Here is a 26,138-nt window from a genome sequence, read left to right as displayed (position 1 = left end):
GGGCGTTGGCTTTTCGCTCTGCCTCTCTTCTTCGAACTGGCCCGAAAAATTTCAGGACCGGGAAGACGGAGAAACCACCACACACCCGCTTAGACGACGGCACGCCGCAACCGCATCTTCATGCGAAAGATTTGTGAGCCGCGCACGGTAAAGACGGCTTTTGTTCACCTGCACCGCCGCCACCTGCGCCTTGGCCCCAGAGAGCGAGGCGTTTGCACGTGTTCTCGCCTGCCCTGTGGCCTGCTGAGCCATGGATGCTGATCCAAATGCGCCCACTTGAATGGCCCAGTCCCGCGCCGCGGCTGTACGGGCTTTGCGGGTCAACAAAGGAGCCGGTTCGGCCATGGCTGGCGTGACCAGATGAAAATTATGGCTGCTCTGCGGGGCAGAAGGCGCTGGCGTAGAGGCCGCTACGCGCACAACATGCGCTGGGGCCGCCTCTTCCTGCTCAGGGTCCGCAATGGGGTTATCGACAGGTTCGGAAGAATCGACCGCCTGAGCCACCTGAACCGGCTCGGACTCTGTTGCGGCTGCGCCCGCTCCCAGCCGTTTGGCCCATGCGGCGCTTACATCATTCCGGGCAGTGGCTGCTGCAATGCTGGACCCCGAATGCCCAACTGGATGCCAGTCCGCCCCATAGGAAGGCGTTACAGGCGGATTACCATCACTGGCGGCTTCCGCCACCTGTACTGGCTGCGTGCTGGCAGCACTTCCACCCTGTCGGCGGGCCCATGCCGTGCGCACGGCACTTGTTTCAGGATTGGTCTGCACAGGCTGATAGGCAAGGGCCATGGAATCGTGGCTGGCGACCAGAATATCTGCCTGAGACCGATTGGACGGAGAAATCCCGACAATCTTGCGCCCGATGGAGGCCACATAATTGCGGGTCTCACGCGGCAGAGTACGGTTGCGCGTCAAAAAATCTTCAAGCCGACCCGGCCCCGCATTGTAGGCGGCCAGAAACCCGGGAGACCCGTAGATATCATACATCTGCCGCAGATAAGCCGTTCCCGCCATGATGTTGTCATGCGGTTCATAGGGGTCATCCCCCAGATTGTAGGCGTAACGCATTTCATCATAGGTGGGTGGCATCAACTGCATCAGCCCCATGGCACCGGGAACCGATGTAACAAACTGACCGTTATGGAACAGGCGGCCTCCTGATTCCTGCTGCATTACAGCCCGAACCCAGGCTTCCGGCACGTCAAACCGTTTGGCGGCCTCCTGAATATACGGCCCCCACGGATCTTCCGGCGGACCGGGTGGCGCATAATAGGACCGCGCATGCGCCCGGTATTGGGCAGCTTCCTCGGCTACCGGCATGGACGGAGCATCACCAGGGCGGGGCTGGCCCGCGCACGCCGCCAGCAAGGCCAGAAGCCCAAGTGCTGGAGATGTGCTGAGAACACGACGCAGCATTCTGCCACTGCGCCGGGCCAGAAAAGCGCCGGAACAGAAAGATGGCCTGGATGTCATGGATTATATCCGCCCTGCCTGAAAGACGAGGAGCACCGGCCGACCCGGAAACCCTCCTGAAAGTGTTTGGAAAAAATCTTTTTTAAATGTTTATAACGCCATTCTTTTCCATGCAACACGTCATGCGCACAGAGCATAGGGCGTAAGAGCCGAGAGTTGCAGGCATAAGCCTGATCGGATAGGCGAGAAGGCATGATGGTCAGTTCCTCCCCCCCTGAGCAGACATTCGGAGCAGATCTTTCTGCCCCTGCCCCACACAACTCTGGAGAACCAGAGAAATGGGGCGTGAAAAAATCCCGCATTCTGCTTGCCTGCCAGGATATTGCAGATGCATGTGCTCTGTGGCGTCTGGCAACAACGCTGGGGTGGCTGGATGTCCGGCTGCAATATAGCGGCTCAACCTTCGGGCCTTTCTGGCTCACGCTTACAACAGCGGTTATGGTTGGTGCCATGGGGGTTATCTATTCTCAGCTTTTTCATCTAAACATTCACGATTACCTGCCCTACATCTCAATTTCGCTGATTCTGTGGCAGAATGGGCTCTCCACGCTTATTCAGGAAAGCTGCAATACGTTCACCAACGCAGCCAATACACTGCGCTCTGTCACAATGCCGTATACCGTGCAGGCTTTGCGCACCACCATCCGCTGCGGCATCATGTTCAGCTATACTGTTGTTGTGCCGGTGGGGGTCTTCATCATGATGGGGGTCTGGCCGGGTGTCACCATGCTCCTTGCCCTCCCGGCCCTTGCCTTATGGCTTCTGGACTGTGTGGCTTTTTGCCTGCTTCTGGGGTCGGTCTGCGCACGCTTTCGGGATATTCCACCTATTGTGGGCAGCCTTCTTCAGATCCTGTTTTACGTGACACCCATCATTTGGGAGCCCAAGCAGATTGGCGCTGCAGCATGGTGGCTTTATCTGAACCCCTTCTATTCGCTGCTGGAAATCGTGCGCAGACCCTTTCTGGGTCAGCTGCCCAGCGGAATGGCATGGATAATCGCCCTTGCCGCCAGCGTGCTGCTGTGCCTGCTGGCACTGTTCACATTCTCCCGCTCCCGCAACAGGCTGGCATTCTGGGTATGAGCACATCTCCTCTTGAGGCGCGGCGCGTACCCCGCGGCACATCCCGCATTGATATTGATCACCTCTCCCTTGATTTTCCCATTTTTCATGGGGGAGCACGTTCCCTCAAGAAAATGCTGTTCAAGCGGGGAAAGTCCATTCTGAACCACGCCACCGGCCCCCGTACCGGCGGCCAGGTGCAGATGAGGCCAGGGGAAAGCGGTACGGTTTACGTGCAGGCGCTGGAAGATGTCTCACTGCATATCCGCGCAGGGGAACGCGTGGGGCTGATTGGCCATAACGGGGCTGGAAAATCCACCCTGCTGCGTGTTCTGGCCAGCATCTACATGCCTGATGCCCCGAATGTGCACATTCATGGTCAGGTTGCGGCTCTGCTGGATGTCAATTCCGGAATGAACCAGGAACTGACAGGGCGGGAGAACATCACCCTGATGGGCCGTCACAAGGGAATGACAACCGCGCAGATCAAACAGTTGGAGCAGGATGTAGAAGCCTTTGCCCAACTTGAAACCTTTATGGATCTGCCGGTTCGCCTTTATTCCACCGGCATGCGCATTCGGCTGGGGTTTGGGATTGCCACCACCATGACCCCGCAAATCCTGCTGATGGATGAATGGTTCATGGCAGGCGATGCCCATTTTCAGAAACGGGCTGAAGAACGTCTCGCCACCGTGGTAAACGGCACCGATATTCTGGTCATCACCTCCCATGCGCTGGATGTGCTGGAAAAATGGTGTACCCGGCTAGTGTGGATGGAAGCAGGCCGCATCCATATGGATGGTCCGACCCAAGACGTCATGCAGGCTTATCGCGCGTCTGCCGCCCCTCCAGCCTGAAAGACGGGTTTGATGCTGCTCCTGAAACCTCTGGTTATTTATCTGGCAGCAGGTTTTGCCGAAATTGCCGGGTGTTTTGCCGTCTGGCTGTGGCTCAAGGAGGGCCGTTCCGTCTGGCTTCTGGTTCCGGGGCTGTTGAGCCTTATCCTGTTTGCCACACTCCTCACCCGTATCGATTCAGACAGCGCAGGCCGCGCCTATGCCGCTTACGGCGGTGTCTATATCACCGCTTCCCTGCTGTGGATGCGGCTGGTGGAAGGCAGAAGCCCGGACAGGTGGGAAATACTGGGTGCGCTGATCTGCCTGGGGGGCGCCCTGATGATCCTTCTGGCTCCCCGCAGCGCGTAACGCTCTCTCTGCCCGCGCTTTTCAAATTTGAACGCTTTTCCGGACACTTGACCTGCTGAGGCTTCTTACCTCTGCACACCTGTTCGCCGTCTTTCCGAGATGGAAGCCCCATCGGCCGGAGGAATGAGGGCCTCTTTTGTCCTCTCGTGGTGGCCGTTTAAAAAATCAGCATGTGATAACAGGCAGGTGTTCTTTGAGCCAAAAGGTAAGCTTGAAGGCACGAGACAGGGCCATCGACACGGAATTCCAACGTATTAGTATTAGCCTCAGCCCCTCCCGTGCTTAAACAATGCGCCTTTCAAAACAGTCTCTTCCCTAAAATGCAGTAACGTGACGACCGCTTCCGGCAAGAAAAAACCCTGCCTGACAAAGTCAGACAGGGTTCCAAAATGCAGTCATTGCACCTGTGCAGGCACGCCTGTTCTTACATGCTCATGACATAAAACAGAGAAGCTGCAATCGCGATGGTAATGGGCAATGTGAAAATCCACGCCAGCGCAATTTTGGTCAGCATGGCCGGGTTGATGCCGCTTCCTGAACCTATCATGGTGCCAGCAATACCAGCCGTGATAATGTGCGTGGTTGATACGGGCAGGCCAGTATAACCAGCCGTGGCGATCAGACCTGCACCCACCAGTTCTGCCGAAGCGCCCTGTGCCGGTGTAAGATGGGTGTTGCCAATTTTCTCACCCAACGTATGGACGATACGTTTGTAGCCGATCATCGTGCCCAGACCGAGGCACAGCGCGCTGAGCAGACGCACCCACCAAGGGGCATATTCCACAGTGGGGCGCAGGGTAGCACTGATATCCTTGGCTGTTTTCTTATCAGCAGCAGAGGCATCCGGATTGTTGGTCACGGCTTTCAGGCCAGCAATAACCTCGTAAATATCAGCCCGCAGCATGGAAGGAATAACCTTTGCAGGGTCCGTGTTCTGCAAACGGTTGGCTGAAAGCACAGCTTCATCACGCAGGCCATCATGATCGTACTTGTCGATCAGCGGAGCAGCAATGACGGCCTGAGGCGCGATCTGGGCAATATGCGGTGCCGCATTGGGGCTGAGCGCAAAGGTAGCGGGCAGAATACCGATAATGGTCAACATGATCAGGCCGATACTTTTCTGACCATCATTGCTGCCGTGGGAGAAGCTGACACCCGTGCAGGTCAGGATCAGCAGACCACGCACAAATTTATGCGGCGGCTTTTCACCCTGCGGCGGCTGATACAGTTCCGGGTCCTTTATCACCAGTTTCATGAGGGTGTAGAGCAGCCCGGCCCCCACCAACCCAAGAATGGGGGAAATTGCCAGCGCCCGCAGCACTTTCCAGATCTGGGACCAGTCAACACTGTTGCCCAATCCACGGGCATGCAGAAACGCATCCCCAATCGCCACACCAATCAGAGCGCCAATGACGCAGTGTGAACTGGAATTGGGAATACCAAACCACCAGGTAAACAGGTTCCACGCCAGCGCCGTGCCAAACAGGGCGATCAGCATGGGCACGGCGGGGTCACCGTTAGGGGGCGAGAGCACGTCTGCGGGAAGCAGTTCAACAAGGCCGTAAGCCACGCTGATACCGCCAGCCAACACCCCGATGAAGTTCATGAGGCCAGACCAGAGCACGGCCTGCTTGGGCTTGAGGGAATGCGTGTAAATAACCGTTGCAACGGCATTGGCCGTATCATGAAAGCCGTTAACAAATTCAAAAACACAGACCAACAGGAAACAGATGGTCAGTGCCAGAAGGGAAAGCACCGAGTACGGAGCAAAATGGAGCATGGGAACCACGAGCTGAGTTGCGATGCCCGTATTAAACGCGGAATACCGCGCATTTCACCTGTACCACCCGGTATTTCATAAAAGATTAACCGACCCTTTACCTCTCGGTCAGCAGAACATTCCCTGTCTCAAAACACCTGATTTGCAGTCTCAAAAGAAAAAAAACGATTTTTCTTCTTTTGTCAGAAGTGATTATCAGGTTTCCGATACGTTCTCTCCCTGAGAACATCGCATATGTCAGCATTCCCCTGACATGCGTGCGGAACCACTGGTCGCAAGCCCGCGTTTAGCAGACACGCAGCACTGTGAAGCGCACGAATCCGTGCGCTGGCGTCCTGATCAGAGCAGCTTTGTCACCTTGAGAACCAGCCAGGTGCCAAGCATGATGATGAAGCACAGCCCTCCGGCCTCCACCGTGCCCCAGGATCCATCGGTCAGGAACATGCCGCCCGTATTCATGCCGAAAAAGCCGGTTACAAACGTGGCAGGCAGCATCAATGTTGTGCCAACGGACACGATATACAGCCGACGGTTGGTTTCTTCCGCCTGATTGGACGTCAGTTCGTCCTGAAGGGAGCGGGCACGGTCCTGCAACGCCAGAAGGTCATCCAGCGCAGCATGAACCTGCCGTTGGGAACGGTCACGCAGGTCATCCTCTGCCCATTCCGGCAGCTCAAGTTCTTCATCACGAAAAATACGGTCAACAGGAGCCAGAACGCGCCGCAGTTCCGTCGAGCGCCGTCTGACAAGACCAAGAAGCCCGCTCATACGTCCCAGGTCCGTATCCCGGTCCAGCATCAGCAGAACATCTTCCGCCCGGTCTAACTGATCATCCAGTCGGGCAAAATCACGGCGCAACGTATCGGCAAATTCCAGCAGGGCTCGGTCAACCAGATTGGCCGGAGAACGCGGCACAAGCCCACGCTGCAATTCATGATACACCACCCCCAGCGCAGGGATGGGATGCCTGCGGGTAGTGATCAGCAAATCAGGCTGAAGCGCAAACCGCCATGTGCTGACATTGCGGTCATCATCCGTGGTGGTGTCATCAAACGCGGGTAGCGCGCCGAACACCGTTTCCTCTTCATTGTCCAGACGGATGCTGCGTTCCAGATTGGTGAGAACCTGCCGCACTTCTTCCGGCAGGGAGGGAATACTTTCGATCTGTGCGCGGGAGAGGGTATGGACAATATCAAAATGGAACCATGCCCAGCCTTCCATGGCTGCAATTTCAGGCGGGAAAACGCCCGTTGCCAGCCTATGGGAAACCACATCCCGGTCAAGCTCCAGAGGCTCCTGTCCTGCCCGGCAGAAAATGGCCCAGATCAGGCCATCACGCAGCAAAGTGCCGCCTTCTGAGAGAAAGTCAGGCATAGCGGACGAGGTGGTTCCGGCCATCACTCTACTCCTACTTCCCGAAATGATGACCTTTGCTCCCGAGACGACTGAACTGCTTTCTGAAAAACCAGTCCAGCCTGCCTTTGCAGAGTCGCCAGCTACATATCACGAGGTGGCGGGGTTACAAAATGGCTGTACCCCGCCCGGCCTCTTATTTTCCCCGCATAGGCCGGCGCCCCTGCGGCGCTCCCGTCCCCTGACGAGGGGCAGAAGCTTTCTTGGCAGATTTCAAGACCGGAGCCGCGCTGATTTCCGCTTCAAGCTGGGCAATACGCTTCCGCACGCTCTCCTTCAGGGCCGGAGAGGTGTGAGACTTCATGCCCGCCAGAGTTTCCTTGAGATCGCGCAGCTGTTTCTGCTTTTCAGCCAGATTGCGCCGAATGGGCTGGTTGTCAGAAAGCTGACCATGAAAGGCACGCATGGGGGTAAACTCCATCTCTCAAACACGCCCTTATGTGGCACCACACCACACAGAGCACACAAATAACGAGCTTCCTCTCCCGCTTTTGGCAAAGGGGAGAAAAAACATCCTGATTATTGATACAGAAAACACGCCCGACCGCCGGAGCCTGATCTGGCCGACGGTAAAAGCGTGCTCAGGTATTGCGGTGCAGGATATCCCGCAAGGCAGAGAGCAGCATAGCGCACTGCTGGTCTGTCCCAACCGTAATACGCAACCACGATGATGTGCGCGGACCACGCAAGTGGCGAACAATTATGGCGCGCTCCCGCAGGGCCGCCGCCAGTTGCACCGCATCACGATCAGCATGGTGAGCATAAACAAAATTGGCTTGTGAAGGCAAGACGTCAAACCCCAGCCCCTGCAAGCCTGAGGTCAAACTGGTGCGGGACGCAATAACCTTCTGAACGGACTGCTCAAACCACGCTTCATCTTCAACGGAAGCCGTTGCACCCGCCTGCGCAATGCGGTCAAGCGGGTAGGAATTAAAGCTGTCCTTGACGCGCACCAGCGCTTCAATCAGGTCCGGCTGACCGAATGCAAACCCCACGCGCGCACCAGCCAGAGCCCGAGACTTGGAGAACGTCTGCACCACCAGAAGATTGGGATAGTCTTTCACCAAGGTTACAGCGCTTTCCGCACCAAAATCCACATAGGCTTCATCCACCAGCACAACGCGGTCAGGATGCATGGCCAACAAGGCCTTGATATCATCAAGCCCCAGAGCAACCCCGGTAGGCGCATTGGGGTTGGCCAGGACAACGCCACTGCATGATCCGGTGTAATCCTGCACCCGAACGCGCATGTCTTCCGTCAGCGGCACAAGCCGGTATGGCAGGGAATAGAGACCACAATAAACTTTGTAGAAACTGTAGGTCACATCCGCAAACAGCAGCGGGTCCCCATGCGCGAACAACGCCTGAAACGCATGTGCCAGCACCTCATCAGACCCGTTCCCGACAAACACATACTCGGGCGGCAACCCAACACGCTTCCCCAGCGCCGTGCGCAGGGCCAGACATTCCGGGTCAGGATACAGGCGCATGCTCTCATCCGCTGAGGCCCGCATGGCCTCCAACGCACGCGGAGACGGACCATAGGGAGATTCATTGGTGTTCAGCTTGATCAGATCAGCCAGTTTTGGCTGCTCACCCGGCACATAGGGCGTCAGACTATGGACAAGGGGGCTCCAGAAACGGCTCATGCTGAACTATCCGCAAAAAAAAGAGGCGACCCGAAAGTGGCCGCCCTTTCCCCTACCTGATGCTGCCCTGACTGAAAACCCTGCCAATCAAGAAGCAGATCCCTCCGCCCTATATCCTACGCGGAATGGGCTCTGTTACGCCTGACGCTACTCTGATCACGCACAGACGCTGCCGGAAAATCTGCGACACAGGCATGAGGAAGAATTTTGCAGAACCTAAAAAAGCAGTTTTAAAGATCTACACGACCCATAGGGACAAAACCCTCAGTATTCAGCTACGGAACCTCCGCCAGACCAGCCTGACGGCTATTCCAAACTGACGGACGATCTTTTCAATCCGCGTCTCGACACGCCCAGTTCCGTCAGGAGGCTGCGCGTGTTTCCTGTTTCATCAGGCCTGCAAGCACGGTGTTCCCCTGCCTGCGCGCAAGATCCTGCGCGTTCAGCCCTTCTCCATCACGGCGGGTTGGGCAGGCGCCTGCTTTCAGCAGCAGCTTGGCCATGTCATCCCGCCCGAACATTACGGCAAACATCAGCGGCGTACGGCCAACACTATTGGGCACATCGACCCCGGCCCCTGCTTCCAGCAGAAGGCGCGCGATCGGCAGATTGCCTTTAAAGGCCACCCCAGCCAGTGCAGTTGCCCCTTTTTCATCTTGCAGGTCAGGCTTGGCTCCGCCTTTCAGCAAGGCTGAAACAGCATCTATATTGCCGTTGTAAGCCGCCAGAATAAGGGGCGTATATCCTTTTTCAGCGCGCAGGTTGGGGTCCATTCCGGCTTCAAGAAAACTTGCCAGAAGTTCTGCATCCCCTTCACGCGCGGCGTTAATGAACAAGGCTTCAATCTGCTGTTGTGTAAACCCACTTGCCGCTGCCTCTGCGCCTGCGGACATGGAGTCCTGCAAACGGGGGTCCTGAGAAGAAACCTCTGTCATGACCAACCTCCGGTTAAAGTGTTTGCGGGTTGCAAAACAAGCGCGCAGTCAGCGACGCACACCAAGGTAAGATTGCACCGCGTATAAAACTCTATAACGCAAACGCACCATCCTGTGCAGCGTTTCCTTCCCGCAGAGCAGATTACACTCTCGCGAGTATGATGCGTCGCGCCTCATCAGACCGTCATCACGGGTTTGTGATAACATCCCCCTCTGCTCAATCTTCCCTCACCTGATCAGGCTATCCGCCCCAACAAAGGCACCAAGCTCCCATTAAAGAGGGCTCCCCTAGTTTTCTTCCGCGCACCACCTAGGTTCAGATGCAGAAAAATAACGGCCCCATGCCCTGAGTTCTCATGCAGCCCGCAGGTTTTTCGGGCGTTACATCAGAAGACCATTCCGCATTTTATGTCCCTGCTTCATCAGGATTGCGCCTGCTCTCTTGCCGAGCAACACCTGACCGTGTGAATGTGCGGAGCCTTGAGGAGCCAGCAGCCGCTTTTTGTTCTATAAAGCGGTGTACGGGCTCCAGAATATTTTGCGGGCCGGAAGAAGCCCACTCTGGAGGATAGGTTAGCATGCGTGCCTTATTTCCCACCCCTCTCCGCGCACCAGACGGTGCGGAAGCCGGCGGGACGGCCAGTCTCGATAACCTGTGCATCAACACCATCCGCACCCTTTCCATGGATGCTGTGCAGAAAGCCAATTCCGGGCACCCGGGCACAGCCATGGCCTTGGCTCCTGTTGCCTATACCCTGTGGCAGGATGTGCTGAATTACGATCCAGCAGACCCGCTGTGGCCGAACCGTGACCGCTTTGTGCTGTCCATCGGCCATGCATCCATGCTGATCTATTCCCTCATTTATCTGGCCGGGGTTCGGCAGGTCAAACAGGGCAAGGTCACCAACGCCCCCGCCCTGACGGTGGAAGACCTTGAGCAGTTCCGCCAGCTTGATTCCAAAACACCCGGGCATCCGGAATACGGCCACACCACGGGCGTTGAAACCACAACCGGCCCGCTGGGTCAGGGTTGTGGCAATTCGGTGGGTATGGCCATGGCCGAGAAATGGCTGGCCGCGCGCTACAACAAGCCGGGTTTTGAGCTATTCAACCACCATGTCTATACCCTGTGTGGGGATGGCGACATGATGGAAGGAATCTCCAGCGAGGCCGCCTCAACCGCCGGACATCTGAAACTGGGCAACCTGATCTGGATGTACGATGCCAACCGTATCTCCATTGAAGGGTCCACCGATATCGCCCTGACAGAAAATGTGGGTGAACGGTTTGCCGCCTATGGCTGGCAGGTGCTGGAACTGAAGGATGCGAACGATACCGCAGCCCTGAAAGACCTTCTGGCCAAAGCCAAAGCGGAGACAACCCGCCCCACCTTTATCCTTATACATTCTGTTATTGCCTGGGGCGCACCGCATAAGGCTGGCACGGCCGCAGCCCATGGCGAGCCGCTGGGTGTGGAAGAAATTCGGGAAACCAAGAAAGCCTACGGCTGGCCAGAAGACAAAAGCTTCTATGTGCCTGATGGCGTTCTGCCCCACATGCAGCAGGGCCTTGGCGCACGTGGCGCAACCGCCCGCGCAGCGTGGGAAAAACTGTTCGCGGCTTACCGCAAGGATTACCCGGAACTGGCCGCTGAACTGGATGGTATTTTCGGCGGCACCCTGCCGGAGGGCTGGGATGCAGACATCCCGACCTATGAGGCCAGCGAAAAAGGCGTTGCCTCGCGCGCCAGCTCTGGTGAAGTGCTGAACGCCGTGGCGGGTCGCCTGCCGTGGCTGCTGGGTGGCTCTGCTGACCTTGCCCCCTCCACCAAAACCCTTCTCAAAGGCGAGCAAAGCTTCCAGCCCAAGGAATGGAACGGCTCCTATGCAGGGCGGAACCTCCATTTCGGTGTGCGTGAACACGCCATGGGGGCCATTGTAAACGGCATGGCCCTCTATGGTCTGCGTCCGTTCTGCGCCGGGTTCCTGATTTTCTCTGATTACATGAAGGCACCCATCCGTCTGGCGTCCCTCATGCAGCAGCCGGTCACGTATGTCTTCACCCATGATTCCATCGGGGTGGGTGAAGACGGGCCAACCCATCAGCCAATCGAACAGCTTGTGCAGCTTCGTGCCACACCGGGCATGACCACCATCCGCCCCGGTGATGCAAATGAAGTTGCGGAAGCGTGGCGCTTTCTGATTGCCAAGCAGGATGGCCCGGTCGCTCTGGCACTCAGCCGCCAAAACCTGCCTACGCTGGATCGCAGCCGTTACGCTCCGGCCTCCGGCGTTGCGAAAGGCGCTTATGTGCTGGCAGACAGCAAGGAAACACCCAAGGTGATCCTGATTGCCTCGGGCAGTGAACTGTCTCTGGCTGTCTCTGCCTATGAAGCCCTGAGCAAAGACGGCATTCCGGCCCGCGTGGTCTCCATGCCAAGCTGGGAACTGTTTGAAGCCCAGCCACAATCCTACCGTGATAGCGTGCTACCGCCTTCCATAACGGGCCGTGTCGCCATTGAAGCTGCCTCCCCTATCGGGTGGGACCGCTACACTGGCTTCAGGGGGGAGATCATTGCCATGCACGGATTTGGGGCCTCCGCCCCGGCGGGCAAACTGATGGCAAAGTTCGGCTTTACACCAGAAGCCGTTCTGGAAGCCGCGCGCCGTCAGGCCCGTTAAAGCCGGGCGTGGTTCCACCACGCGCCATACAGAATGCACGTAGAATGCGCTCCTGCCCGCCATTTCAGGCGGGAGCGCAGCAGAGAAGGGACGTTACGCATGACTGCTTCACACACTCAGGTGGCAAACCCGCTACAGGCTCTGGCAGCGGTTCAACAGTCTCCATGGCTGGACTTCATCCGCCGCTCCTTTGTGGAAGATGGGTCTCTGGCACGTCTGGTGCAGACTGATGATGTGCGTGGCGTGACGTCCAACCCGGCCATCTTCCAGAAAGCCATGGGAGAAGGCACGGAATACGACCCCCAGATCAAAACCATTCTGGCGGAAGAAATCGTCTCCCCCGGTGAGCTGTATGAAAAACTCGCCGTGCAGGACATCAAGAAGGCCGCCCATGTTCTGGCCCCGGTTTATGAGCAGACCAAGCGGCGAGATGGCTTTGTAAGCCTTGAAGTCTCCCCCTATCTCGCACGGGACGAAAAAGCCACGGCCCATGAAGCAGCCCGCCTGTGGGCCGATGTGGCCGAACCCAATCTGATGATCAAGATTCCGGCCACACCGGAAAGCATCCCCGCCATTCGGGAAACCATCGCAGCGGGCATCAATGTCAACGTAACGCTCATTTTTGCGCTTTCCGCCTACAAAGCAGTGGTGGATGCATGGCTCTCCGGGTTGGAAGACCTGCATAAAAAAGGAGGAGACATCTCCCGTGTGGCCTCCGTGGCCTCGTTCTTTGTCAGCCGCATTGACGGCAAGATTGATGCGGAAATAGACCGCCGCGTCAAAGCCGGAGATGCGGAAGCCGAGGCCCTGAAGGCCCTGCGTGGCAAGGTGGCCATCGCCAACGCCAAACTGGCTTACGTGTATTGGCAGGAAATTATCCAGACCCCGCGCTGGAAAACGCTGGAAGCAGCCGGTGCACAGCCACAGCGCCTGTTGTGGGCGTCTACCGGCACCAAGGATAAGGCTTACAGCGATGTGCTGTATGTAGACAGCCTGATCGGCCCGCACACGGTTAACACCCTGCCCCCCGCCACCATGGATGCCTTCCGTGATCATGGTACGGTCAAGGAAACCCTGGGCACCGGAATTGATGCCGCACGCCACGTTCTGGCGGAAGCTGAACGGCTTGGCCTGAACCTGGATGGCGTTACGCGCATTCTGGTTGATGAAGGTGTGACCTCCTTTGCAGAGGCTTTTGATGGTCTTCTGGGGTCTGTGGCCACCAAGCAGAAGGCCCTGCTGGGTGAGAAGCTGACGGACATCAAGACAGCCCTTCCGGCAGACCTCGAAAATGCCGTGCAAAAAGGTCTGAAAGACTGGTGCAAGGATGGCACTATCCGCAAACTGTGGAACAAGGATGCCTCCGTCTGGACCGGCGGTGAGGAAGCCAAATGGCTGAAATGGCTGGACACGGTTGATGAACGCCTTGCCCACGTTGCCGAACTGGAAAGCTTTCAGGCTGAAGTCAAAGCCCGTGGTTTCAAACAGGTTCTGCTGATGGGCATGGGCGGCTCAAGCCTTGGTCCGGAAGTGCTGGCGGAAACATTCGGCAAGCATGAAGGCTTTGGCCACCTGTATGTGCTGGACAGCACGGACCCGCAGCAGGTTGCGACCTACGCCAAGAAGATTGACCCGGCCAATACGCTGTTCATCGTTGCCTCCAAATCTGGCGGCACGCTTGAACCCAACATCATGCTGGCCTATTTTCATGACCTCGCCAAAAAGGCGCTGGGCGAGAAAGTTGGCAGCCATTTTGTCGCGATTACAGACCCCGGCTCCAAGCTGGAAGCCCTTGCCAAGAAAGAAGGTTTCTGGAAAATTTTTGCTGGCGAACCGCAGATTGGTGGCCGGTATTCCGTGCTCTCCAATTTCGGTCTGGTTCCCGCCGCAGCCTCTGGCATTCCGGTCAAACTGTTTCTGGAAGACGCTCTGCGCGGCGTGCGCATGAGCGATGCCAGCGTGCCCCCTGCCCAGAACCCCGGCGTATTGCTTGGCACCATTCTGGGCGTTGCCGCAACGCAGTTCGGGCATGACAAACTGACCGTTATCGCCACACCGCAGATTGCCGATTTTGGCGCCTGGCTGGAACAGCTTGTGGCGGAATCCACCGGCAAGCACGGCAAGGGCATTATCCCCATTGATGAAGAAACACTGGGCGGCCCCAAACGCTATGGCACGGATCGTCTGTTTGTTTACCTGCGTCTGGCACCAGAACACCGGCATGAGCAGGATGAAGCCATTGCCACGTTGATTGACGCCGGGCAGCCGGTAGTGAACATCACGTTGCACAGCAAACGCCAGATTGCGCAGGAATTCTTCCGGTGGGAACTGGCTACTGCGGTCGCAGGCGCGTTTCTGGGCATTGATCCGTTTGACCAGCCGGATGTGGAAGCCAGCAAGGTTGAAACCCGCAAGCTGACCGATGCCTACAACAAAACCGGCAAACTACCTGCCGAACAGCCTTTTGCGGAACACGGCCCGTTTGCTTTCTTTGCAGACAAGACCAATGCCGCTGCCCTGAAAGGCGATAGCGCTGAAGCCATTCTGAAGGCCCATTTCGATCGTGTGAAAGCCGGGGATTATGTCGCCCTGCTGGCCTATATCGAACGGGACGCCGCAACGCGGGAATGGATTCAGCACACACGCCTGAAAATCCGTGACGCCAAAACCGTAGCAACAGCGGCCGAGTTTGGTCCCCGTTTTCTGCACTCCACCGGGCAGGCCTACAAAGGCGGCCCCAACACCGGCGTTTTCCTGCAAATTACAGCCGATGATGCCCATGACCTGCCGGTTCCTGGCGAGAACTACTCCTTCGGGGTTGTCAAAGCGGCTCAGGCGCGGGGAGATTTTGATGTGCTGGCCGAACGTGGTCGCCGGGCTCTGCGCGTGCATATTCGGGGCAGCCTGAAAGACGGTCTGGCCGAACTGGCCAAAGCCGTGCACCAAGCAGTCTGATAACAGAACAGAAGGAACGCAGCATGCAGATCGGCATCGTCGGGCTTGGTAGAATGGGCGGCAATATTGCCGTCCGCCTGACACGACACGGGCATGACGTGGTGGTGTATGATCGTGACACCTCCGCCGTGGAAAAAATTGTGGCCCGAGCAGAAGCTGGGCGTGCCACAGCAGCCAGCAATCTGGCCGACGTGGTGGCCAAGCTGAACGGCCCGAAAAAGATTGTCTGGTCCATGCTGCCTGCTGGCGAGATTACGGAAGAAACCGTGATGTCTCTGTGCGGCCTGCTACAGCGCGGCGATATCGTGATTGATGGGGGCAACACCTATTACAAGGACGATATCCGCCGCGCCAAAGTTCTGGGTGAAAAAGGCATTGATTATATTGATGTCGGCACGTCCGGCGGCGTGTGGGGTCTGGAACGCGGCTATTGCATGATGTATGGCGGCCCCAAGGCCGCAGCCGACCATATTGATCCGATCCTTGCCGCACTGGCACCCGGAATTGGCGATATTCCGCGCACCCCCGGCCGTGACGAAGGGGAAAACCTCGATCCTCGGGCTGAGCAGGGTTATCTGTATTGTGGCCCGGCGGGATCAGGCCATTTTGTCAAAATGGTTCATAACGGCATTGAATACGGCATGATGCAGGCCTTTGCAGAAGGGTTTGACGTCATGTACCGCAAGGATTCTCCACTTCTGGCTGAAGACGAACGTTTCTCTCTGAACATGGCGGATATTGCTGAAGTCTGGCGCCGTGGAAGTGTCGTCTCCTCCTGGCTGCTTGACCTCACGGCGCAAGCCATGACCAAAAATGGTGAACTTTCCGAATTCTCCGGGGAAGTGAATGATTCCGGCGAAGGCCGCTGGACCATTGAAGCCGCTATTGAGGAATCTGTGCCCGTGCCGGTCATGACGGCAGCCCTCTTTACCCGTTTCCGCTCACGCTCCGGCAATACCTACGCGGAAAAAGTGTTGTCTGCCATGCGCTTCGGCTTTGGTGGCCATGTTGAAACCAAAGACTAACGCGGTATTTTAACGGCATCCTTTACCGGTGCGGCTTTCCTTTCAGCCTGACAGGCAAAGCCGCACCCTATTTTCTGATGTGATCGGGAGTTGAAGCTGCATGATGGTTAACGAAAACGCCCGTCAGGCTGCCCTCCCGCCCCCGGCATCCCGCATCAAACTTGTGGTGTCCGATATGGACGGCACATTGCTCACGCCAGAAAAACAGGTCACGCACCACAGCATCGCGGCGATCAAAGCCTTGAACGAGGCTGGCGTTCCAGTCTGTCTTGTCAGCAGCCGTCCGCCCAATGGCATGGAAATGTATTTTGAAGTGCTGGGCATTGATACACCCTATGGCGCGCTGAATGGCGGCACCATTTTCAACGCCGACCGCACCATTCGCTCCCAGCTTTCTCTCGACCCGGAAGCCGTGCAGGAAGCGCTGGACATGCTGAAAGTGCATCACATTGATGCATGGCTGTTCCGTGGCCATGAATGGCTGGTGGAAAACGAAACAGGGGCTTATGTGGAGCCCGAAAAACGCGCCATTCACATGCAGCCGCATATTGTGTCCTCATTCGCCGGCTCCCTGAACGGAATTGGCAAAATCACCGGCTCCAGCGCAGATTACGAGGCACTTGAACGGCAGGAACTGGAAATTGGCTCCCTGCTGGAAGGCCGCGCCAGCGTTGCCCGGTCCAGTTCATGGTTTCTGGACATAACCCCATCCGACGCCAACAAGGGCCACGCCCTGCGTCAGCTTGCGGCCTTCTACGGTATTTCCCCATCGGAAGTGGCATGCATCGGGGACATGAACAACGATATCCCCATGCTGAAACTGGCCGGTCTGGCCATCGCCATGGGGCAGGCAACGGACCATGTGCGCTCGCACGCGCATTTCGTGACCGACAGCAACGATCACGACGGCTGGGCCAAGGCCATGGAGCAACTGGTCCTGCCGCGCGTGGAAAAACCCACGTCCGACAAAACAGCCCCTGAGGCCACTACTCCCCACGGAGCCTGACATCATGGCCACCCCCCAGCATGATATCCGTCTTGTGCTGGCGGATGTCGATGGTACGCTGGTCACGCGGGAAAAAATCCTGACGCCGCGTGCCATTCGGGCCGTTCATGCGCTGCGGGAGAAGAATATCATTTTCGCCATTACCTCCGGCAGACCTCCGCGAGGAATGGAAATGCTGGTGCAGCCCCTAGCACTTTCCGCCCCTTTGGCCGGGTTCAATGGCGGCATGATGGTACATCCGGACCTCAGCCTGATTGAGGCCCTCCGCCTGCCCCGCAGCACTGCGCAAAAAACATTGGACCTGTTGAAAGACCATCAGGTTCCCGCCTGGATTTACACCAGCACGGAATGGCTGGTGCCTGATGCCCATGGCCCGCATGTGGCGCGGGAAGAATGGACCGTGAAGTTCTCCCCGCGTGAAACACAGGATCTTGACGCAGCGCTTGATGATGTCGTGAAAATTACCGGCGTGAGTGATGATGCGGCTCTGATGCAGTCAGTAGCGAGCACATTGCAGCGAGAACTGGGAACAGAAGCCTCCGCCGCGCTTTCTCAGCCCTACTATGTTGACATCACTCACCCGCACGCCAACAAGGGCGGCGTTGTGCATACACTTGAACGGCTGCTGGGCGTTCCGGCCACCGCCATGCTGACAGTGGGTGATCAACCCAATGATGTGCTGATGTTCCGTGCCAGTGGCGTATCCATTGCCATGGGGCAGGCCACAGAAGACGTGAAGGCAAGTGCCACATGGACAACCGCATCCTCTGAGGAGGAAGGGTTCGCCCGAGGCATAGAGCGCTTTGTGCTAGGAGAGGACTAAAACCATGGCAGGACAGGATACTCGGACAGGAAGTGTGAGTGTTTTTGCAGACCGGGAGGAAGCCACACGGCATCTGGCAGACTGGCTGCTGCAACTTGCCACGGAAAAAACCGAAGGCCCTTTCGCCATCGCCCTTTCAGGAGGCAGTACGCCACAAAGCCTGTATAGCCTGATGGCGACCGAACCCTATGCCAGCCGTTTTCCATGGGCGCGGATGCAGTTCTTTCTGGGCGATGACCGTTTCCTGCCGCATGACCATGAGGACAGCAATTTCGGCATGATGCAGCGCCTGCTCTTCTCGCGCGTGCCAGTCCCCGCCGAAAACCTGCACCCCATGCCCGGCATTGGCACAGCCGAAGATGCCGCCCGCTCTTATGAAACGCGATTGAAGCAGTTCTATGGGGCAGACACGTTTGAAGCAGATCGTCCGCTCTTTGACGTCAACCTGCTTGGCTTGGGCAGCGATGGTCATACCGCCTCCCTCTTTCCGGGCCAGCCGGTTCTGAAGGAACAGACAGCCTGGGTTGCCACCTGTGTGCCGCCTGCTGCCCCTTATACCCGCATCACCCTCACCTATCCGGCCATTCATGCAAGCCGCCATGTGGTGTTTCTGGTAGAAGGCGCAGGCAAGAAAGAAGCTGTTGCCAAAGTGCGTGCGCAAGACCCCTCCTGCCCGGCCAGCGCCATTACTGCTATGGGGGACCTGCGCTGGGTGCTGGACCGCGCCGCCAGCCCTGACGCATAACGAGACAAAGAAGAAAAACTAGGAAAACGCCATGACCGGAACGCAACTTGATCCTGCCGCACAGTTCAAACAGCAGGCTGCCATCAGGGCAGCTTCCCTGGTGCAGGATGGCATGGCCGTAGGCCTGGGCACAGGATCAACAGCGGTCTTTGTTGTAGCGGAACTTGGCCGCCGTATGCGGGAGGAAGGGTTGCGCATCTGCGCCATTCCAACCTCTGACGCCACAGAAGCGCAGGCCCGCGAGGAAGGGATTCCTCTTACCGATTTTGGCCGACACCCTGATCTGGACATTGCCATTGATGGCGCGGATGAAATCGAACCCGGCACATTAAATCTGGTCAAGGGCCGCGGCGGTGCGTTGCTGCGTGAAAAAATTGTGGCTTCTGCTGCCCGCCAGTTTGTGGTTGTGGCCGACAACAGCAAATATGTGGACCATCTGGGCACACTCTGCCCCGTTCCTGTTGAGGTTGTGCCGTTTGGATGGGAAAGTGCCGCCGCCCGGCTTGCGCGCCTTGGCGCACAGGTGGCACCCCGCAAAAAACGGGATGGCTCCTTCTATCTGACAGATGAAAAAAATCTGATCATGGATTGTGTGTTCGGTCGCATTGAAGACCCCGATACGCTGAGCCAGAACATTTACAATATTGTGGGCGTTATTGAGCACGGCCTGTTTCTCCACATGGCCACCCAGACCATTACAGCCGGGCCAGAAGGCATTCGCATTCTGCATCCCGGCGAGAGATCTGCCGCACAGTTAAGCAGCGAAATTCTGGGCAGCCAGCAGGTTCTACCCACCCAACCGGCGGCAGAAGGCATCAAGAAGCATCTTCTGGTCATCATGGGGGTATCCGGCTGCGGCAAAACCACAGTCGCTGAAGGGCTGCGCAATGAACTGGGCTGGCCGTTTCAGGAAGGAGACGCCCTACACCCCTCCGCCAATGTGCAGAAAATGGCCGCAGGCATTCCTTTGAATGATGAGGATCGCTGGCCGTGGCTGGAACGTTGCCACGCATGGCTGGCGCAATGTGAGCAGAACGGAACAGGCGGCATTCTGACATGCTCCGCCCTCAAACGCTCCTACCGTGATGTGCTCCGGCGGGAGGGGCTGAATCCGTTGTTTATCTATCTGCATGTCGATCAAGCCGTTCTGGCCCAGCGCCTGCAAACACGCACCGGGCATTACATGCCGGCCAGCCTGCTTCCCAGCCAGTTGCAAACACTGGAACCCCCGGCAGCCGATGAACACGCCATCAGCGTATCCGTAGCCACCCCGCCGCCCCAGACTATTGCGGAAATTCTCTCAAAACTGAAAAGTCTTTAAAACTTTAAAAGAAGTAAGGCTGACTGACAGCCTTACACCATCACTGTTCGGTTACGCCGCCAGGTGTCTTCCAGGGCATCGGCGGGGTCCATATGCTCATCACTCCATGCGCCATCGGTATCCGGCGCATGAGCAAGGGCTCGCCATACCGCCGTCCCTGTCTGGCGCTCCAGCTTGATTACCCATGATGGTGGAATACGGCTGAGAAGACGTTCAATTTTTTGGCCTGATGTCAGCGGTTTTGCATAATTATGGCCCATGGCGTTGCCTCGGTCTTTGTTTGGTGCTGCTTCTGGTTCAAAAACCCTGCCAAATCTGCAAGGCCAGCTAAGGCAGTATGCATGCCCTCTTGCGCAGGAAAAGGGGGCTCAAAGCACATCTGGGTCTTGGCAACGATCTAGGGGCAATGATCATGACACCTCTGAAATACGCGCGCTGTCGACTCACGAGGCACTATCGTCCGTAGCGGAACGGTGCGGGCCAACTCCATTCCGACATGATGGCTTCTTATAGGGCTGACCTGTCAGGGCGTTGATGCGAACACTCCTCGGTTTCTTTGCTGTGGTGTCCGGCACCACATAACAGGCCACTCCTTCTGCCTGACGCGCCTGAGCAAAACGCCTAGCGTGAGAAAGCTGAGCCGCCTGATACAGCACCTTATCTCCCAACATCACTTTGTGCTGGCGCATGCTTTACTCTCCTTTTACCGGGCAACAGTCTGGTGGTGCCGCACATTGCACCCCGCCGCACCATATTCTATAATATATACTTAAATCTTATTGAGGTTCGTATGCGCGCCCTTCCGCTCTCAGGCTCTAAAAACCGCCGTTCTTTTCTTCTGGCTGGCCTGTTGGGCACGGCACTGGCTGGCGTCCTCCTTTCTCCTCTTTCTGCCCATTCCGCGCAGGCCCGTACTGTTGTGGATATGAGCGGCACCCCCGTTGAGATCAAGGATAACCCCACCGCCATTGCTGATCTGTGGTTTGCGCATAATGAGCTTCTGGTCATGTTGGGGGCTGCGGACAAAATCAAGGTGACTGCGGAAAAACCGTCAGACCGCCCTTGGTTATTCAAAATCGCACCAGTGTTGCTGAAAGCCGAAACCGGTGTCCACCCGGATACGGTCAATCCGGAAGACCTTCTCGCCCGCCATATTGATCTGGTCATCGTGCCCCAGCGTGGGCAGGCGGATGCCTTGCGCAAACTGGGGCTGCCAACTCTGCACGCGCAATACACCACCGTGCCCCAGATGCTCCAGTCTATTGACATGACTGCCGAAGCTCTCGGCACCCAGCAGGCCCGTGAGGTCGCGGGCGTCTATCGGCAGAAAATGGACGCCCTCATCACCCTGCTGCACAGCCGGGTTGCCAAACTGCCAGCCGCAAGCCGCCCACGGGTGCTGCATATCGCCACTCTGAACCCGCTCCAGATAGATGGCCAGAACACCATGATTGATACATGGATCAAAGCAGCGGGAGGGGAAAACGCAGCTACTGTCTCCGGCAACCATCGCCCCACCACGTTTGAGCAGATTGCAACCTGGAATCCGGATATCGTTATTGTAGGACCAACGGTGGGAGAACTTGATGCCTCTTCCCCCTTCCGTTCCCTTCCGGCTTTTCAGAAAGGGAAATGGGTTCGTAATCCACAAGGCGTCTTTCCGTGGGACCGGTACGGGTGTGAAGAACTGCTTCAGTTGGAATGGGCGGCCAAGCTGTTCCATCCCGCAGAATTTGCTGATCTGGATATGCGGCAGGATCTCCGCAATTTCTATCAGACCTTCTTCCATTACGCTCTGACGGATGATGACATCACCCGGATTCTGGCCGCCCAACCGCCAGCATCCACGCCCTGAAGCGCGTCCTCTTTTCTCCTTTTCTTTCCATGCTGAATGAACGCTTCTGAACCGGCAGCATTCTTCCGGTTCAGCTTTTGGTTTTCAACCGCAAAGGAACGAAAACCGGTTGATTATCTGTCAGGATGAGCCTGACATGCGGCTTTTTTCACATTCTCACAGCCCGCAGCCGGAATATTTTTAAAATATCACTCAATTCAGAGCATATCTCGCGCTATCAGGCCGATATGCGCAAAAAACCTTTGCTCCTCTGCCCCAAAACAGGCACCGTCATCCTCGTGACACAGTGGATGGACCTTCACCAGCCAGTCCTGCCGCAACCATGACGGGCTTTCTGGGCCACATACGCACCCACGCCACCCTGCCCGGTTTTCTGGCAGCGGTCAGAGCACTTGTGCGCACGGATACCCTCTGGCTGGTTGCCCTCGCCGCCGTTGTCGGCCTTCTGGCGGGGGGAACTGTCAGCCTTATGACAGCCGCCACCTTTCTGGCACACCATTTACTGGCGCCCGGATCAAACCGCCTTTCCGGGCTGACATCTATCATGCCCGCGCGTGCCCTGCTGGTGCCAAGCCTTGGCGGCCTGCTGCTGGGGCTGGGGGGATATGCGCTTGCCCGCAAAACACGGTTCAGACCGGTAGACCCCGTGGAAGCCAATGCTTTGCATGGGGGGCGCATGTCCCTGCGTGACAGTCTGATCGTAGGTGCGCAGACCGTGCTGTCCAACGGTTGCGGTGCTTCCCTTGGGCTGGAAGCCGGATTCAGCCAGCTTGGCGCCGCCTTCGGGTCTCGCCTTGGCCGCCAGTTACGCATGCATCGGGCGGATGTACGCCTGTTGGTCGGATGCGGCGCTGCTGGCGCGATCGGCGCGGCGTTTGATGCTCCTCTGGCTGGCTCGTTCTATGCTTTTGAGCTGATTATCGGTTCCTACACCTTTACGGCCTTGGCCCCAGTGGCACTTGCCGCAGTGGTCGCCATTGGTGTGGTGCATCTGACCGGTATGGTGCTGCCACCCGTCAGCGTACTGACGCCTCCCGCCATTCCACCCCTGGCCTATCTTCCCATCACGTTGCTCGGGGCCGTGGCCGCACTGGTCGCTGTTGCGCTTATGAAAGGCGTCACCCTTACAGAACGCGCCCTGCACGCCCTGCCCGTTCCCATCTGGCTACGGCCCGCCATCGGAGGGCTGCTGGTTGGGCTGCTGGCGCTTATCTCCCCCTCCGTGCTGTCCTCCGGGCACATGGCCATGCGCTCCAGCCTGAGCGACACTCCTCCCTTTCTGATAGCGCTCGGCCTGTTAGGGCTTAAGGCGCTGGCATCCGCCATTTCCATCGGGTCAGGTTTCCGGGGTGGGCTGTTTTTTGCTTCGCTGTATCTTGGCGTGCTCACGGGCGCTGTTTTTGCCGGGATTATCTCCCCTCTCATCACGCTGCCGGTTTCGGTCTGTGCCGTGGTCGGAATGTGCGCTCTGGCGGTCGCTGTCATCGGCGGCCCCATGACCATGATCTTTCTGGCGCTGGAAACAACAGGCAGCCTGCCGCTGACAAGCGCCGTCATGGTCTCGGCCATTGTCTCTTCCATCACTGTAAGGCGTACGTTTGGCTATTCCTTCGCCACATGGCGTTTCCATCTGCGAGGGGAAAATATCCGCTCCGGGGTCGATATCGGGTGGATGCGCAGCCTGACCGTGGAGCGGATGATGCGCACGGAAGTGGTAACGTTCCCTGCCAGCGAGACTGTTGCCGGGGCACGCCTGGCTTTTCCCTCCCATACGCCGCGTTACATCATTCTGCGTGACGAACAGGGCCACTATAAAGGGCTGGTGGAAAACGTTTCCTTCCACGCCACCCGCTACACAGACATGACCCCCCTGCTGGATCTGGTTCCGGCGGATGATGAAGCGCTTCTGCCAGAAACATCTCTTTCCGCCGCTCTGGCCTGTTTCGAGCGCACCAGCCGCCCGGCCTGCGCTGTCATCAACCAGAAGAAACAGGTGCTCGGCCTGCTGAGCGAGCGCTATGTCCTGCGCCGCTATGCGGAAGAACTGGAACGCACCCGCCGCGAACTGGCGGGAGAGAAATACAGACCCTGAGCCTTGCGGAAAGGCTCACTCTCTGCGCTTTCGCCTCACCTCCCTATCCGAGACGTGAAGCCCCCGGCCCTTTTGGTTTGAAACAAAATAAGGCTTGATGCGCTTCCTGCTCTGTTCAACCGGTAGGCATATCATGACCGTTTCAACCAACACGCACCCGTCAGGCACGATGAAAGCCGTCTGTTTTACAGAACCCGGCGCGCCCGACGTCATGCAGATTGAAACACTCCCCATTCCACAGCCTGGGCGGGGGGAGGTTCTGGTGCGCGTAATCGCCGCAGGTGTTAACCGCCCGGATATCATGCAACGGAAAGGGCTGTACCCCCCTCCGCCGGGAGCCAACCCGCGCCTGGGCCTGGAAATTGCAGGCGAAGTTGTTTCCTGCGGTACAGCCTTGGCAGATCAGACCATGCCCGCCATAGGCAGCAAAGTGTGTGCTCTGGCCAATGGCGGTGGCTATGCGGAATATTGCCTTGTGCCCGCAGGCCAATGCCTGCCATGGCCGGACGGGTTTGACGCCGTGCAGGCCGCCGCTCTGCCAGAAACATTTTTCACGGTGTGGTCCAACCTCTTCATGCCCGCCCCCATCTCCAAAGGGGAGAAGGTGCTTATCCACGGTGGTTCAAGCGGAATCGGCACCACAGCCATCCAGCTTGTCAAAGCATTTGGGGGCATTCCTTACGTCACCGCAGGCACAGCCGAGAAATGCGCCCTGTGCGAAACGCTGGGTGCCACCGCCATTAACTACAAGGACGAAGACTTTGCCGAGCGCCTGCGTGAGCTGACGGAAGGCAAAGGCGTTAACCTCATTCTGGATATGATTGGCGGCGCCTATCTGGACCGCAATCTCCGCTCTCTTGCCGTGGATGGCAAGCTGGTGATCATCGCCCTGCAGGGGGGAGCCAAAGCGGAAAAAGCGGATCTTGCCCGGATCATGACCCGGCGGCTGATTGTTACGGGCAGCACCTTGCGGGCGCGCGATATCACCACCAAAAGCCGTATTGCGCGCCAACTTGAAGAACAGGCCTGGCCGCTGCTGGCAAACGGTACCATTCGCCCCATTATCCATGCCACTTTTCCGTTCACGGATGTCGTCAAGGCCCATCAGGAAATGGAAAGTGGGCAGCATTCCGGCAAAATCATTCTCACATTCGATCCTCTGCCCAAACCTGAATAACAGTCTCTCAGCACAGCCACGGAGAGGGAGGGTGCCCTTCTCGGCCATTGTCGGCTAAAGTGGCAAAAGAAGGACGCGCCCGCCTTTTCCTTGCCCATTTTCCAGATGGTCAGGGAAGATGGAGCACGGCCTTATCCTTGTTGTTTGAGAAGCTTTGTTTTTATGGCCCCATCATCCTCCCTTGCGGACAGGCTTGAACATGTCCGCGCCAGTATTGACGCCGCCGCGCGCAATGCCGGGCGAGACCCCGCCTCCGTAACACTGGTGGCTGTTTCCAAATTCCATCCCGCCAGCAGCATTCAAGATGCCATAGCGGCGGGCCAACGCGTTTTTGGTGAAAACCGGGTGCAGGAAGCAGCCGCCAAGTTTCCGCCATTGCGGGAAGAGACGCCTGATCTGCGCCTCCATCTGATTGGAGGCCTGCAAACCAACAAGGCGCGCGATGCTGTGCGGTTGGCGGACATGATTGAAAGTCTGGACCGCCCTGCCCTGGCCGATGCTCTGGCCCATGCGGCAGAAACCGTGGGCCGCCTGCCTGACCTTCTGATTGAAGTAAACACGGGCGATGAACCACAGAAATTCGGCGTCCCGCGTGAGGACGCTGATGCGTTTATCCGCACCTGCCGCCAGCGTTTTGGAAACAAACTGCGGGGATTGATGTGCATTCCCCCGGCGCAGGAAGACCCCACACCCCACTTCCAGCTTCTCCGCAGCATGGCGCACGAACATGGCCTGCCTGTGCTCTCCATGGGTATGTCCGCTGATTATCCTGTGGCCATTGCACAGGGGGCAACCATGGTCCGGGTGGGAACTGCCATTTTTGGCCCCCGCCCGGCTTCCCCCTGACGGATATCCAGTGATGACTTGCCTCTTTATGGAAACCCGCCTTATGCAGACCGCCGGGAGTGACCTCCCACGCGCCACGTGGAGCCAGAACT

The 26,138-nt window shown here is 57.6% G+C and carries 22 protein-coding genes and 1 pseudogene; 15 read left to right on the top strand and 8 right to left on the bottom strand.

Annotation, left to right across the window (positions count from 1 at the left end):
- Positions 1 to 51: 51 nt before the first annotated feature.
- On the bottom strand, positions 52 to 1,476 hold the full coding sequence (locus tag ASN_RS12305; RefSeq protein ID WP_082666677.1) for a transglycosylase SLT domain-containing protein: 1,425 nt from the start codon (positions 1,474 to 1,476) through the stop codon (positions 52 to 54).
- 192 nt (positions 1,477 to 1,668) lie between these two features.
- On the opposite strand from ASN_RS12305, the gene ASN_RS12300 reads away from it, so the two are divergent.
- From ASN_RS12300 to ASN_RS12290, 3 genes are read left to right on the top strand one after another with little or no spacing between them, the layout of a single operon-like run.
- On the top strand, positions 1,669 to 2,559 hold the full coding sequence (locus ASN_RS12300; RefSeq protein ID WP_006558331.1) for an ABC transporter permease: 891 nt from the start codon (positions 1,669 to 1,671) through the stop codon (positions 2,557 to 2,559).
- The gene (locus tag ASN_RS12295) at positions 2,556 to 3,395 is read left to right on the top strand and encodes an ABC transporter ATP-binding protein (RefSeq protein ID WP_058988345.1); all 840 of its coding nucleotides are present in this window, start codon (positions 2,556 to 2,558) and stop codon (positions 3,393 to 3,395) included. The genes ASN_RS12300 and ASN_RS12295 overlap by 4 nt, the downstream gene beginning before the upstream one ends.
- 12 nt (positions 3,396 to 3,407) lie before the next feature.
- Complete coding sequence (locus tag ASN_RS12290; protein WP_058988344.1) at positions 3,408 to 3,743, top strand: YnfA family protein; 336 nt, start codon at positions 3,408 to 3,410, stop codon at positions 3,741 to 3,743.
- 424 nt (positions 3,744 to 4,167) lie between these two features.
- Here ASN_RS12290 and ASN_RS12285 read toward each other — a convergent pair whose 3' ends face one another.
- From ASN_RS12285 to ASN_RS12265, 5 genes are all read right to left on the bottom strand, one after another.
- Positions 4,168 to 5,523, bottom strand: a complete 1,356-nt coding sequence (locus ASN_RS12285; protein WP_058988343.1) for an inorganic phosphate transporter — start codon at positions 5,521 to 5,523, stop codon at positions 4,168 to 4,170.
- Between the two features lie 339 nt (positions 5,524 to 5,862).
- Positions 5,863 to 6,921 carry a transporter gene (locus tag ASN_RS12280; protein WP_039904248.1) on the bottom strand — a complete coding sequence of 353 codons (1,059 nt, stop codon included), beginning with the start codon at positions 6,919 to 6,921 and terminating at the stop codon, positions 5,863 to 5,865.
- Positions 6,922 to 7,072: 151 nt separating this feature from the next.
- Positions 7,073 to 7,342: a hypothetical protein gene (locus ASN_RS12275; RefSeq protein ID WP_058988342.1), complete on the bottom strand. Its 270-nt coding sequence runs from the start codon at positions 7,340 to 7,342 to the stop codon at positions 7,073 to 7,075.
- A gap of 175 nt (positions 7,343 to 7,517) precedes the next feature.
- Complete coding sequence (gene hisC, locus ASN_RS12270; RefSeq protein WP_058988341.1) at positions 7,518 to 8,585, bottom strand: histidinol-phosphate transaminase; 1,068 nt, start codon at positions 8,583 to 8,585, stop codon at positions 7,518 to 7,520.
- Positions 8,586 to 8,947: 362 nt separating this feature from the next.
- A complete protein-coding gene (locus ASN_RS12265) occupies positions 8,948 to 9,520 on the bottom strand; it encodes an ankyrin repeat domain-containing protein (RefSeq protein WP_082666676.1) in 573 nt (190 codons plus the stop codon).
- A 578-nt stretch (positions 9,521 to 10,098) separates the two neighbouring features.
- Here ASN_RS12265 and tkt point away from each other — a divergent pair.
- From tkt to ASN_RS20255, 8 genes and pseudogenes are all read left to right on the top strand, one after another.
- Positions 10,099 to 12,201, top strand: a complete 2,103-nt coding sequence (tkt, locus tag ASN_RS12260; protein WP_058988340.1) for a transketolase — start codon at positions 10,099 to 10,101, stop codon at positions 12,199 to 12,201.
- 99 nt (positions 12,202 to 12,300) lie between these two features.
- The gene (locus ASN_RS12255; protein WP_058988339.1) at positions 12,301 to 15,156 is read left to right on the top strand and encodes a bifunctional transaldolase/phosoglucose isomerase; all 2,856 of its coding nucleotides are present in this window, start codon (positions 12,301 to 12,303) and stop codon (positions 15,154 to 15,156) included.
- A gap of 23 nt (positions 15,157 to 15,179) precedes the next feature.
- Positions 15,180 to 16,181, top strand: coding sequence for a phosphogluconate dehydrogenase (NAD(+)-dependent, decarboxylating) (gene gnd, locus ASN_RS12250; protein ID WP_058988338.1), 1,002 nt, complete (start codon positions 15,180 to 15,182; stop codon positions 16,179 to 16,181).
- Positions 16,182 to 16,281: 100 nt separating this feature from the next.
- Complete coding sequence (locus tag ASN_RS12245) at positions 16,282 to 17,187, top strand: Cof-type HAD-IIB family hydrolase (RefSeq protein WP_058988337.1); 906 nt, start codon at positions 16,282 to 16,284, stop codon at positions 17,185 to 17,187.
- Between the two features lie 4 nt (positions 17,188 to 17,191).
- Positions 17,192 to 18,010, top strand: a complete 819-nt coding sequence (locus tag ASN_RS12240) for a Cof-type HAD-IIB family hydrolase (protein ID WP_058988336.1) — start codon at positions 17,192 to 17,194, stop codon at positions 18,008 to 18,010.
- Between the two features lie 4 nt (positions 18,011 to 18,014).
- Complete coding sequence (pgl, locus tag ASN_RS12235; protein ID WP_058988335.1) at positions 18,015 to 18,755, top strand: 6-phosphogluconolactonase; 741 nt, start codon at positions 18,015 to 18,017, stop codon at positions 18,753 to 18,755.
- Between the two features lie 31 nt (positions 18,756 to 18,786).
- Positions 18,787 to 19,488: pseudogene (gene rpiA / locus ASN_RS12230) on the top strand (ribose-5-phosphate isomerase RpiA); the annotation flags it as partial.
- Positions 19,489 to 19,593: 105 nt separating this feature from the next.
- On the top strand, positions 19,594 to 20,076 hold the full coding sequence (locus ASN_RS20255; protein ID WP_227004819.1) for a gluconokinase: 483 nt from the start codon (positions 19,594 to 19,596) through the stop codon (positions 20,074 to 20,076).
- 32 nt (positions 20,077 to 20,108) lie between these two features.
- On the opposite strand, the gene ASN_RS12225 is transcribed toward ASN_RS20255, so the two are convergent.
- Positions 20,109 to 20,336 carry a hypothetical protein gene (locus tag ASN_RS12225; protein WP_058988334.1) on the bottom strand — a complete coding sequence of 76 codons (228 nt, stop codon included), beginning with the start codon at positions 20,334 to 20,336 and terminating at the stop codon, positions 20,109 to 20,111.
- Between the two features lie 183 nt (positions 20,337 to 20,519).
- Positions 20,520 to 20,765 carry a hypothetical protein gene (locus ASN_RS12220; protein WP_058988333.1) on the bottom strand — a complete coding sequence of 82 codons (246 nt, stop codon included), beginning with the start codon at positions 20,763 to 20,765 and terminating at the stop codon, positions 20,520 to 20,522.
- Between the two features lie 101 nt (positions 20,766 to 20,866).
- Here ASN_RS12220 and ASN_RS12215 point away from each other — a divergent pair, with 101 nt between their 5' ends.
- From ASN_RS12215 to ASN_RS12195, 4 genes are all read left to right on the top strand, one after another.
- Positions 20,867 to 21,931 (top strand): ABC transporter substrate-binding protein, encoded by a 1,065-nt coding sequence (locus tag ASN_RS12215; protein WP_231948199.1) that lies wholly within the window; start codon positions 20,867 to 20,869, stop codon positions 21,929 to 21,931.
- A gap of 322 nt (positions 21,932 to 22,253) precedes the next feature.
- A complete protein-coding gene (locus ASN_RS12205; protein ID WP_058988331.1) occupies positions 22,254 to 24,023 on the top strand; it encodes a chloride channel protein in 1,770 nt (589 codons plus the stop codon).
- Positions 24,024 to 24,156: 133 nt separating this feature from the next.
- Positions 24,157 to 25,200, top strand: a complete 1,044-nt coding sequence (locus tag ASN_RS12200; RefSeq protein WP_197603285.1) for an NAD(P)H-quinone oxidoreductase — start codon at positions 24,157 to 24,159, stop codon at positions 25,198 to 25,200.
- A 162-nt stretch (positions 25,201 to 25,362) separates the two neighbouring features.
- Positions 25,363 to 26,046 (top strand): YggS family pyridoxal phosphate-dependent enzyme, encoded by a 684-nt coding sequence (locus ASN_RS12195; protein WP_058988329.1) that lies wholly within the window; start codon positions 25,363 to 25,365, stop codon positions 26,044 to 26,046.
- Positions 26,047 to 26,138: the final 92 nt, after the last annotated feature.

Origin of the sequence: Acetobacter senegalensis (assembly GCF_001499615.1) — a bacterium.
In the GTDB taxonomy this organism is placed as follows: Bacteria; Pseudomonadota; Alphaproteobacteria; order Acetobacterales; family Acetobacteraceae; genus Acetobacter; species Acetobacter senegalensis.
The sequence above is the reverse complement of the archived record's forward strand: the minus strand, read 5'-3'. Positions and strand labels throughout refer to the sequence as shown.

Bases quoted from the DNA above. Each gene is read 5' to 3' on its own strand.
- ASN_RS12305 (WP_082666677.1), bottom strand. From the start codon at position 1,476: ATGACATCCAGGCCATCTTTCTGTTCCGGCGCTTTTCTGGCCCGGCGC.
- ASN_RS12300 (WP_006558331.1), top strand. From the start codon at position 1,669: ATGATGGTCAGTTCCTCCCCCCCTGAGCAGACATTCGGAGCAGATCTT.
- ASN_RS12295 (WP_058988345.1), top strand. From the start codon at position 2,556: ATGAGCACATCTCCTCTTGAGGCGCGGCGCGTACCCCGCGGCACATCC.
- ASN_RS12290 (WP_058988344.1), top strand. From the start codon at position 3,408: ATGCTGCTCCTGAAACCTCTGGTTATTTATCTGGCAGCAGGTTTTGCC.
- ASN_RS12285 (WP_058988343.1), bottom strand. From the start codon at position 5,523: ATGCTCCATTTTGCTCCGTACTCGGTGCTTTCCCTTCTGGCACTGACC.
- ASN_RS12280 (WP_039904248.1), bottom strand. From the start codon at position 6,921: ATGGCCGGAACCACCTCGTCCGCTATGCCTGACTTTCTCTCAGAAGGC.
- ASN_RS12275 (WP_058988342.1), bottom strand. From the start codon at position 7,342: ATGCGTGCCTTTCATGGTCAGCTTTCTGACAACCAGCCCATTCGGCGC.
- hisC (WP_058988341.1), bottom strand. From the start codon at position 8,585: ATGAGCCGTTTCTGGAGCCCCCTTGTCCATAGTCTGACGCCCTATGTG.
- ASN_RS12265 (WP_082666676.1), bottom strand. From the start codon at position 9,520: ATGACAGAGGTTTCTTCTCAGGACCCCCGTTTGCAGGACTCCATGTCC.
- tkt (WP_058988340.1), top strand. From the start codon at position 10,099: ATGCGTGCCTTATTTCCCACCCCTCTCCGCGCACCAGACGGTGCGGAA.
- ASN_RS12255 (WP_058988339.1), top strand. From the start codon at position 12,301: ATGACTGCTTCACACACTCAGGTGGCAAACCCGCTACAGGCTCTGGCA.
- gnd (WP_058988338.1), top strand. From the start codon at position 15,180: ATGCAGATCGGCATCGTCGGGCTTGGTAGAATGGGCGGCAATATTGCC.
- ASN_RS12245 (WP_058988337.1), top strand. From the start codon at position 16,282: ATGATGGTTAACGAAAACGCCCGTCAGGCTGCCCTCCCGCCCCCGGCA.
- ASN_RS12240 (WP_058988336.1), top strand. From the start codon at position 17,192: ATGGCCACCCCCCAGCATGATATCCGTCTTGTGCTGGCGGATGTCGAT.
- pgl (WP_058988335.1), top strand. From the start codon at position 18,015: ATGGCAGGACAGGATACTCGGACAGGAAGTGTGAGTGTTTTTGCAGAC.
- ASN_RS20255 (WP_227004819.1), top strand. From the start codon at position 19,594: ATGGGGGTATCCGGCTGCGGCAAAACCACAGTCGCTGAAGGGCTGCGC.
- ASN_RS12225 (WP_058988334.1), bottom strand. From the start codon at position 20,336: ATGGGCCATAATTATGCAAAACCGCTGACATCAGGCCAAAAAATTGAA.
- ASN_RS12220 (WP_058988333.1), bottom strand. From the start codon at position 20,765: ATGCGCCAGCACAAAGTGATGTTGGGAGATAAGGTGCTGTATCAGGCG.
- ASN_RS12215 (WP_231948199.1), top strand. From the start codon at position 20,867: ATGCGCGCCCTTCCGCTCTCAGGCTCTAAAAACCGCCGTTCTTTTCTT.
- ASN_RS12205 (WP_058988331.1), top strand. From the start codon at position 22,254: ATGACGGGCTTTCTGGGCCACATACGCACCCACGCCACCCTGCCCGGT.
- ASN_RS12200 (WP_197603285.1), top strand. From the start codon at position 24,157: ATGACCGTTTCAACCAACACGCACCCGTCAGGCACGATGAAAGCCGTC.
- ASN_RS12195 (WP_058988329.1), top strand. From the start codon at position 25,363: ATGGCCCCATCATCCTCCCTTGCGGACAGGCTTGAACATGTCCGCGCC.